This is a genomic window from Bacteroidota bacterium, from assembly GCA_021300195.1.
In the GTDB taxonomy this organism is placed as follows: Bacteria; Bacteroidota; Bacteroidia; order J057; family JAJTIE01; genus JAJTIE01.
Window position 1 is genome coordinate 15,959 of the sequence record JAJTIE010000022.1, and the last position, 11,399, is coordinate 27,357.

Consider the following 11,399-nt stretch of genomic DNA (forward strand, 5'->3'; position numbering starts at 1 on the left):
GGGATATGCACCTGTTTACTACCAAATACGGAAAGTCGCGTAAACTGCCGATCCGACTAACGGCCTCTATCCTGTGTGCTGTTATACTGCTCGAGGTGGTTATCCCCGTGTCTGCCTACGGATTGACGTCTGGGCCTGCCCAGCCCGAAAGCTGGAGCCCAGTGGGTGGGGGCGGCGAAATGGTAGACCCATTTACCGGTGACTTTAGCTACAACATTCATCTTCTTGACATTGATGGTTATCCACTCACGCTGAATTACCAGGCTGGCATCAGCATGGAGCAAGAGGCTAGTTGGGTGGGGCTGGGCTGGAGCCTGAATCCGGGATCCATTACCCGCCAGATGCGTGGCCTGCCCGATGAATTTGATGGAGATGAGATTCAATACGAGCATAGCTTTAAGGAACAAACACGAGTGGGTGGAGGCCCTACTTTTTCAGTTGAGGTTTTTGGATCTAAGGGGCTAGGGCTAGGGGGATCTGCTCGGGCAAGTGTTTACAGTGATAGTCAAAGAGGTTTAGGGTTAGCCGTGGGACTTGGGGCCAATCTTTCACTGAGTGCGACGGTGAAGGATCAGGATAACAAGGCTGCTGGTGTGATTGGTATTCAGACTGGCCTGGGTATTACTTTGGATACACAGGAAGAGGGTGTTAACATAGATGGATCAATAGGTGTATCTGGAGAAATAGGAAGAAGCCTCCTGGGTGCCCTGACGGGAAGCAGGGACGGCTTTGGTATTGGTGTGAACTCGCGAAACGGTCTTCAGTATGCTAATCTTAACCCCTTTATAAATACAATATTTGGAACAACACCTGCGGGCATTTTATTACCTACTGGTTCTCCTACCCACGTTCCTCAGTTAATGTTTCCGACAAAAACATCCTATGTAAATTTGTCTGCTGCGGCAGGTGGCGAGATTGGACCTGTGTTTATATCCGGCGGCGTAAACGGATACAAGTCTAAAACTGAGATTAAGTATCCGAGGCGTAGCGTAAAGGGATATGGATATTTCAACGTTCAGAATGCAACCGAGGATGAAGAAAGTTTGCTCGATATTAATCGTGAAAAGGATGGTTCTGTTATCAAGGAAACGCCTTTGCTTTCCGTTCCCAGTTTTACACATGATTTGTATCAGGTAAGTGGGCAGGGCTATTCTGGGACATTTCGCCCGTATCGTAGCGAGATAGGTACCCTATATGATCCAAAGGTTAAGAGCTCCGGAACCAGTATAGACCTTGGAGGCGAGGCGGGGATAGGTGGCGGTGTACAGTTTGGTGCGGATCTTAATTTTTCGAATACTTTTAGTGAGACCGGGCCCTGGGTAGGGCCTCAGAACAGAGCGGCACTTACTTATTCCTTTAGAAGTTTGGGGGAGGCTCAGGCCGCTAACTATGAGCCCTTTTATTTTAAGTCTTATGCAGAGCCCACGGTACTGAATCCACAGGATCCTTTTCTGCGTGCGCAGGGTGGGCTGAATTATAGTTCGAACAAGATTAAGCTAACATCCGGCGGCTTCTCTGCATCAATAGGAACTGAAAGATATATGGCGGGTGCTGATGCTACGGCTCCTACCTATCGCACTAATCGAGAGCGAAGAAACGAGACCTTGACCTGGCTAAAAGCCCAGGATGCAACTTTTGCGCTCGAAAAAGAATTGTCTGTTTATCAGCCTAATGCTTTTGCAATAGGGACAAACGGAAATATACAAAGGAGCGTAACCTGGGATAGAAAATCTTTTAATGGACGAAAACCGCACCATATAACAGAATATACAGCAACCCGTACCGATGGTACCCTCTATGTATATGGGCTTCCGGCCTATAATGTGACTCAGCGGGAGGTTGCCTTTTCTGTTTCCAGGGGCCGTACCCCCGATTCTACAGGTGGTCGGGTTTGGTATAGTCAAGAAGAGGCCAGTACGGGTAATAGGTCCGGCAAGGATCATTTTTTCTATAGCACTACCACCCCGGGCTATGCGTATGCTTATTTGCTTACCGCGGTCTTGTCTAATGATTATCAAGACCTGACCGGCGATGGGCCCACGGAGGATGATCTGGGCAATTACACCAAATTTAACTATTCAAAAATTGACAGCAACCAAGCGTGGCGTATGCCCTTTTACCGGGCCACCTTTATGGAAGGCAACCTTTCCGACCCGGACGACAACCGGGGCACCTATCTATATGGCGTAAAGGAGCAGTGGTACGTACATTCTATTGAAAGCCGCAACCATGTGGCCGTATTTATGATTTCTGAAAGAGTGGACGGTCGGGGAGCTTCTGGTGAATATCCAATCAGTCCTAGCCTGGGTACTCATTCCTATAAACTGGACAAAATTCTTCTGTATGCCAAGAAGGATATACAAAAAAGTGGTATTCAGAGCGCGATACCCCTGAAGACTGTACACTTTGAGTATGACTATTCGTTGTGCAGGGGGATACCAAATACGAACGAAAACGGCGGAGGTAAGCTCACCCTGAAGCGGCTCTGGTTTACGTATGATAAGTCCGAAAAGGGAAGGGCAAATCGCTATGCCTTTCAGTATGAGGGCCTGAATCCGGATTACACTCCATTGGCTATTGATCGCTGGACAAGCTACAAACCCTTGAACCTGGTTTCGGGTGGTTTACTTCCCAATGATTTTCCGTATGTAGATCAAGATTGGGCAAGACAAGTAGAAGCCGGTACGAACAAGCGGTGGGCTGATGTGTATACTAGTGCCTGGTGTCTTACCCGCATAGAACTTCCATCGGGAGGAACTCTAAAAGTTGATTATGAGGCGGATACCTATGGCTATGTGCAGGACAAGGCTGCGATGCAGATGATAAGGATAGAAGGCGTATCTACCAATCCTGATTATCCATGGGAGCATAGAGGAGAATTATACTCAGCGGGGAGGGCAAATAGAAACTACCTTGTATTTAAGATAGATGATGATCTTCGCCAGTATTTTCAGCAAAATAGTCAACTGGGTATAGAAGAAAAGAATGAGATTTTAAGAAAAGCATATTTGAGAGATATCAGGGACTTGTATTTTCATTTCAGGATGATGCTGGGTCATATTCCCGGTGCAGCCTCTAATGAAGATGTAACGGGTTATGCTCAGGTTAATTCTTTCAATGTCATTGGCATATGTCCGAGCAATGAAGACTATGCCTACCTGCATGTGAAGCCTGTACCCATAAAGGATAAAGAGGCGGGAAGGGGAGAGGTACAACCAATGGCCAGGGCCGGATGGAATTATGCCTACTTGCACAATCCAAAGGCGGTTTTTCCGACTCAGTTTAATGATGGGGATGTGATTGGATTGATAGCGAATATCGCAAATAAAATTCCTGATGTCCTGGATCTTTTTAAGGATAGAAATCGCGTTTTTCATCGGAAAGGATTTAGCAGAATTTTTAATCCTGCTGCCTCTTGGATCCGATTGTATTCACCACTCGGTACCAAATATGGAGGTGGATGCAGAGTAAAGAAGATAGAGGTGGTGGATAACTGGGACTCTATGACCGGCAGCCAAGTTCCGGCAGATAAGGCAACCTATGGGCAGGAATTTTTCTACGATATGGAGATACCAGATCCATTTGCTACGTCTGGGCAGAAAACATTAAAGGTAAGCAGTGGGGTAGCCCTGTATGAGCCCATGGTGGGTAATGAAGAGAACCCCTGGCGCCAACCTATTGCCCAGAAAGATATATATAAGCTGGTACCCGACCAGGGACACTACAAGGAGACCCCAGTGGGGGAATCCTTTTTCCCATCCGCCCAAGTAGGGTATTCCCAGGTGCGCACACGTACGTTACGTCCAGCGGATAAGCCTGATTTCTATAGCCATGGGGATGGATACACGATAACGGAGTTCTATACGGCCAAAGATTTTCCTACCCAATGGGCGTATACCGATCTGGAAAAAACACCGGATGGAAATAAGTCGATACAGCGTAAGCCTAATGGCGTTGAGTCCACGCATCGGGTTGCGATGAGTCAGGGTTTTTATGTAGAGCTAAATGACATGCATGGCAAAATGCGTGCGCAGACAGAATATAGCAACGCGGGCAAGCAGTTGTCGAAGGTAAGTTACCACTATAAGACAGGCACGGGCCAAAGAGCCGGTCAGCTGGAAAACCTGGTAACTGTTATTGATCCGCTAGGGAATGCGAGTCAGGCGCTGCTTGGTGTAGATGTGGAGGTATATCATGATAAGCGATATAGCCATTCCGAGCTGTTATCGGGCAGCTATCCTGTGAATGCCGGCGCGTTCCCCGTAGTCATTATAGTCGTGGCATGGGGCACTATTTTATCGAGCGGCTCAAAGGTGGTTACCGATGCGGGTTTCTACACCACCACCAAGGTGGTGCGCCGCATGGGCATATTGGAGCGGGTAGAAGCCACGCAGGAGGCCTCGACGGTGGTTACCCGAAACCAGGCCTATGATTCGGAAACAGGTGCCGTGCTGCTTACTTCGGTGCAGAATGAGTTTGACGACGAGATATACTCATTTACCATGCCTGCCCACTGGGCCTACAATGGTATGGGGCAGGCCTATAAGAGCCAGGGGGTAGAGGCCACACTGGCTGGTAGCGTCACAAACGGATTTATAGATAAGGACGATCTGTGGCCGGGCAAAGATGTGCAGCTAAACCAGATTTTTACGGAGGGTGACGAGCTGGGCTTTACGGCAGGGGAGCTGTACCGGCGTGCCTGGGTGGTGGATGTAGTGGCCGCAACTAATTCCATAAAGCTGGTGGATGAGGCGGGACACCCTTTCTTCTTCCCCATAAGTGGGTCTGCCAGATTACAGGTGTTGCGCTCTGGCAGGCGTAATATGGCTGGTGCACCCGTCGCTACATTCTCTACCCTGAATGTAAATCCCCTGCAAGGCGGGCGCCTAAACCTGGATCCGAATCAGGTACTCAATGCTTCGGCAGTAGAGTATACGGATCGATGGCCGGTAGACTGCTGTACAGACTGGAATACACTGCATGGCAAAGTGTACCCGGACGATAGACTGGCTCCGGTGGGCAATCCCTACTACCGGGGCCTGCGTGGTAACTGGCGGCAGGTATATACCCACACTTTTCTGGATCAGCGGGTGTCGTCCAATCAGGATATTCAAAGAGATGGCGTTTTTGTTGATTATCAACCTTTCTGGAAGTATCAGCGGGTCAATCATACCAGCATTGCGCCTACCGGTTCAGAAAAGTGGATTCAAAACTCGGAGGTAACCCGGGTGAATCTGCATGGGGCAGAGATAGAGAACCGGGATGCACTTGGCCGATATTCCAGTGCGGTGTATGGATTTAACAATACGCTGCCGGTGGCGGTAGCTACCAACGCAGCGCACAGGCAGCTGGGGGTGGAGGGTTTTGAGGATGTGTTTCAGGCGGATCGTTATTTTAAGGTTAAGCGGGGTAGTTGCCCCATAAGGCGGCAGCTTAGTCTTCCTCTAAGTATAGCAAATTCTACCCCGCTTTTTGCTCTAGACGATCATGCTGCTCACACAGGCAGGTATTCTTTAGGGGTTGTACAGCATGCCCCCGGCGTGCGTTTCGAGATACCTTATTCTTCACGTGACTATGTGCCCAGAGTCATAGCTGGCACCGAGTCGGACATTCAAAGTAGCTTTTCTGAATGTCCGGATTGTAATGGACAATTTGCGGTTCGACCTGGTGAGAAGTACGTTATAAGTGTTTGGGCTCTTACAACTACGTCGGGTAATTTCGAAGGGAATGTTTTTTTTCCAAATAGTTCGAGATTAATCGTTGATATAAGAGATGCCGGCAATAGTGTAAGAGTACTTGATACTTTTCATCCAACAGGAAACCCTATAGATGGCTGGCAACGAATTGAGGGTGTGGTTGAAATTCCGATGGATTTTTCTGTGAATGATAAAGTTGGGATCACCCTTGGTTGCATTCCAGTAGCTGGAATGAATTCGGGTGGTACGTTTTTTGATGATTTCCGGATTGCTCCGTATGATGCAGAGGTAAAGACTTATGTTTATGATCCGCATACGCTGCGCTTGTTGGCAGAGCTGGATAATCGGAACTACGCCACTTTCTTTGACTACGATGAAGAAGGCATGCTGGTACGGATAAGAAGGGAGACGGAAGAGGGGATCTATACCGTTCAGGAGAGCCGTACAAACCTTTCAAAGAAGTAGCGCATGCAATTCTACCGGAGATACTGCACCGCATTGACAGGGCTACTAATAATTGGCCTGGGTCTTTTCCTTACCTCTTCCTCGTATGCAAAGAGTTATCCCGACCTTACCGCCGGGCTAAAGGGGAGCGAAATTGTACCGGGTGCCAGGCTCGTGATAGCGCGAAACCTGGTGGGACCCCACAACAATGGTGTCCGATCTAATGGTAAACTGAGGCTTTCGGTAGACCATGCTTACACTGCTGGAGAGGTAGCGAGCTACCGGTGTAGTGTGCTGGTTCAGATTTATTCTACAGCAGAAAATGGTGCCGTTAGTAGCAGGCGCGATACGCTTATTATTGCCTATGATGCTAGTGGCGCGGAGGTTGTGGATGAGGATGTAATCTTATCAGCTGGTGCAAAGAAGCTGGAGATATGGGTAGAGGGGGTACTGACCGGTGGGGCACCCTATCCAAACCTGCTGCTGGAGGCCGATATTACGGACATAGAAGCCACTCATTTTTTGAGTTCCGGTCAGCCACAAATGTATTGCCTTAAGTTGAACTATAACCCAGCTGGACGGACGATTACCTTTCTGCTCGACAATGGTGTTACAGACCCGGGCCTACTTAATGCTACCGAGTATTATGAGCTGGAATGGATCTATATCAATGATTTTAGCTATAACCCGGATGGTAGCAGGAGGCCTAAATACGCGATGAATGGATATATACCCTATGATTTTTCAAAAAATGCTACCCGGGTCAGGCTATCGGGCAATGAATATGAGATTCCCTGTTTATATGAGTCGGGCTATGTTGTTGTCAGATACAGAAGGATAGGATTCTGGAGCCCTAATTTCTCTACCGTTTACCCCTGGTCTCTGTCTACGAAGGGTAGTCTGCAAAACCCGTACGACACTCAGGTAATACAACCCGCTGCCTGTAGTGCTCTTCTGAAGATATTTGACACCTGGGCCCACGAGCCCAGCCTGAACTGGAAAGCATCTACCACTTTTGCAGAGGATGCCAAGCATAAATCGGCCATAGAATACTACGACGGAACAATGCGTACCCGGCAGGTGGTAGCGCAGGACAATGACAAGGATATTGCACTGGTATCCGAAACTTACTACGACTATATGGGCCGCCCGGCCCTTAGCATTCTGCCCTCGCCGGCCATGACCACGGGCACCGGAGCGGCTTCCATTAGCTCGGTGGTGCAGTACTACGATGGCTTTACGCGAAATACGGGGGGCAGTACGCTTGGCAAGGATGATTTTGACCTTGATACCCCCGCACCGGAAGGGGAGCCGGTAAGCTGTGCGGTGCAGGCCCAGGGCCTTGGCACCCAGTCGGGTGCCGGGCGGTATTACTCAAGCGCCAATACCCTCACCCCTTTTGAGGATGCGGGGGTACCGAGTTTTCAGAGCTTTGTGCCCGATGCGGAGGGATACCCCTACCGCCAAGTAGAGTATATGCCAGACAATACAGGGCGGATAAAGCGGCAGAGTGGGGTAGGGAAGGCTCATCGGCTTGGGAGTAATCATGAAGTTAGCTACATGTATGGGCCTGCTCCGGCCTTTGAGCTTGAGCGTCTTTTTGGCGATCAGGTTGGTAATGCTGAACATTATTTCAAGACCGTAACTTTTGACCCCAACGGAGTAGCCTCGGTGGCCTATGAAAATATGCGTGGGCAAACCATCGCCACTGGCCTAACCGGAGATGCTCCCGGGAATCTGGACCCCGTTTATAACCAAAACGCCATACCGGAGCCTAGCCGGAATGTGTTAACACAAAATGAAGTACGAAATAATGAGTATATAGAATCGGCCTATACCCTGCTGGTGGTGTCGGAGCAGGAGAGCTACGATTTTGCCTATGAGCTGGACTTCGAGGAAATCGTAGATAAATACAACCTGGGCCCTGATCCCACCTGTGCCAGCTGCGACTTCTGTCCCTCCTGTGTTTTCTCGCGTATCGAGCTATCCATTGTAGACGACTGCGGCACCAATTACCTGTGCACGTCGGGCCAGAGCTGCCCTGCGCCCTATGTGGTTACGCCACAGGATGACAATGGCGAAGCCCTGGGCACCCCCAATACAAGTTGTAGCCTGGGGGGTACTGCCTGCACGGGCTGTACGGGCTGCTATACGCAGGGCAGAGCGCTACACCTGTCTTTCCCCGGTATCGTCCTTCCTCGGGGTAGTTATTCGGTAGAAAAGCGCCTCTATCTGGACCTGAACGTAATTGAGCAATATAGCCTGGATCTGATCAATAGCCCGGGTTGCCTGAATCCGCCTGCACCCACCGCCTGCCCGCTACCCGACGCTTGTGCCTGCTGTGAAGGATTAGAACCGCGCGTGGTAGACCAAAGTCCGGCGGAAGCAGTGTTCTTCACCCTGCTAGGAGATGTGTCGCCCACCGGGCAGTTCGGCGAGCTTCCTGTACTTAACCCTTCTCAAGAAGACTTGGCTGCCAGCAGGCTGTCAATTTTCACACCCAATGCGAATATCCAGGGACCAAATGAACTGGGTAATGTACCAGTCGAGCTGCTAAACCCAAGCTATTCGAATATTCCCAGATACTGGGCAAATGTGCTTACGGCCGACGGGTGCGTGCCAACTGCCAACGGCCTTCTGAGAGATGAGTTTGATGCGACCGGCAAGGCACGCTACATGATTATACCGGATGAGGTAAAAGCCGAGTTTATAGAGCTCAATGACCTAAACCCAGCGTTGGTAACCTGCGATGCCAGCTTTATCAATCTTGTGCGGCATCAGTTTTACACTACTTACCTTACAGCTGCCGGCCGGCCCCCTGGCGACCATGCTTCCTGGGGCAGTGTGGCCGACACACTTACCTCTGATCAGATTCGGAATAACTGGCAGTACGCCTTTGCCTACCTCTTTGTGTACCAGCACCCCGAGTATAACCACTACCGCTGGATGAAAACCGTGGACGCTGCCCTCGCCTACGATGAACGAATGCAGCAAACCGATAGCTATGCCGAGGCCCTTAGCCAGGGGTTTCTGAACCCGCTTGGCCTGAGTAGTGCGCCCGCTGGCACCAGCCCGGGTGCCGGTACGCCTGCCACCGACCCCATCATAAGCCCGGCACTGGAGGCGGTATGTGGGATGAAGGCAACACTGGAAGACAGGTTCACCGACTACGTGCCTGCCCTAGGTCTCGACATTTGGGAGTTTGCGCTGGCCATTCACAGAAGATGCGCTGCAATGAACAGCCAGGCGGAAATGAACCACTGCCTGAGCAGCGGCCCGGGCTTTGGTGACCAGGCGACTACTACTGCTGAAGAGCGAGACATGCTCTGGCAGCAGTTCAGAGGCATTTACCTCTCCATAAAGCGGGATGCGATGGAGCGCTGCAAGCAAAATGGACAATTTGCCCGCCTCGCCCTGGGCACCGATGGAGCCCTGACCGAAGAAGCCCTCTACGGATCGGTGGCCAACCCCCTGGGCGGACGCAGACTTCGCCGAATACTGAAGCATGAGACCTCAAACTTGTATCAGCAACTACAAGAGGAAAACGCCGAGGATGAAGCCGGAAACATTGCCGACGGCGGACTATGCAACGCCGGCTGCGAGGCCGGAGCCGAAAGCTGGCTAATAGACTATGCCGACTGCCTGCAGCCCGTGTACGACCTGGAAGACGAAGCACGGGAGCAGAACATCCTGGCACAGATAAAGCAGGCATGGGTAAGCATCTGCAAGACCGGATGCACCGGAACCCGCTTCTACGGCTACCGAAAAGACCCCGCACAAGACCGAGACTTCGCCACCGTACTAGCCAGCATGCTGGCCGCCAACGGGCTGGCACACAGCCCCGTAAAGTGCGCACTATACCTCTCAAACACACCCGCATACCCAGGCTACAGCTACCCCGCGCCCGGCGCAGAACTAAAGCCAGCAGACCAATGCGCCTGCGACCTCCTCAACCAGGCACTGGCTGACTGGAACGCCAAAACCCCCGAACAGCAGCAAAACTACCCCGGCACCGACAAAGACTACATCCGCTCCTACATTCACCGCCTAAAGCCCGGAAGCTACACACTGCCTCTCGACCTCATCGAGCAGCTGTACTGCCAGTGCCAGGGCCGCAGCACCTGCGCCGACGCCAGCAAGCCACCCCTGCTAGTACCCGCACAGATAGCCTGCGACGAATGCCGAGGCCTACAGGAAATAACCACCGCAAGGGAAGCCTACAACACCTACGCAGCCTCCATCGGCCTATCCACCTTTACCACCACCGCCACCGAGCCCTACTACACCCTGGCCAACCCCAGCCAGGTACTCTGGTTCGAACCCATCTTTGCCAACTACATGAACGTGCGCCTCGGCAGCGCCTTCAGCTTCGGCCAGTACATGCGCTACCTCGGCTCCAGCCCAGGCCCCCAGGATAAACTGTGCCCCGAGCCCTTCACCCTCCCCGAAGATACCTGCCCGTGCGAGGCCGACGAACGAACCCGACGCACCAACGACAGCCTCGCCCTCATTGCCTACTACGACCGAGTACGCCGAGAGTTCAAGTACAACTTCGCACAGCGGTGCCTCAATAACGTACGCCAGGCCGAAGCCTTTACCGCCACCCGCACCCCAGGCACCAGCCCCGCACCACCCATCTACCAGGTAACCCTATACTACTACGACCAGGCCGGAAACCTCGTAAAAACCCTGCCACCCGAGGCCATACGCACCGACCTACCCCTGCACACACCCCCCGGCACCACCCAGCCCCAGTACCACAAAAACCACGCCCTCGCCACCACCTATACCTACAACAGCCTGAACCAGATAACCAGCCAAACCACACCCGACGGAGGCACCGTACGCTACTGGTACGACCGCCTGGGCCGCATACTCATGAGCCAGGACGCAGACCAGCGCCTGGAGAGCGACACCAGCCACACACACACACAGGTAGTAAGCTACAGCCTCTACGACCACCTGAACCGAGTAACCGAGGCCGGAGAGCTGCGCATACCCACCTCCCTGCCCACACCCACACCCACCACCACGGCACAGCTAGCCAGCCTACGCAGCCTGATAGCCAACCCAAGCCCACAGCAAGACCCCTACCTGCACTACAGCGGCACCACCCTGCCCACCTACAGCCCCATCCTCGCCCAGCTAACCAGCCGCGTAGAGATAACCCGCCTCTGGTACGACACACCCCACCCACACACACCCACCCTCGGCATCAGCCCCACACACACCCGAAACCGCGTAGCCGCCACCACCTAC

The 11,399-nt window shown here is 52.1% G+C and carries 2 protein-coding genes; both read left to right on the forward strand.

Annotation, left to right across the window (positions count from 1 at the left end; translation table 11 throughout):
• Window positions 1-5: 5 nt before the first annotated feature.
• Window positions 6-6,161: a hypothetical protein gene (locus LW884_06045; protein MCE3007893.1), complete on the forward strand. Its 6,156-nt coding sequence runs from the start codon at window positions 6-8 to the stop codon at window positions 6,159-6,161.
• 270 nt (window positions 6,162-6,431) lie between these two features.
• The coding region (locus LW884_06050) for a hypothetical protein (protein ID MCE3007894.1) at window positions 6,432-11,399 on the forward strand (4,968 nt) is incomplete at its 3' end.

Excerpts from the sequence above, each read along its gene's own strand:
- LW884_06045 (MCE3007893.1), top strand. The coding sequence starts at position 6 with ATGCACCTGTTTACTACCAAATACGGAAAGTCGCGTAAACTGCCGATC.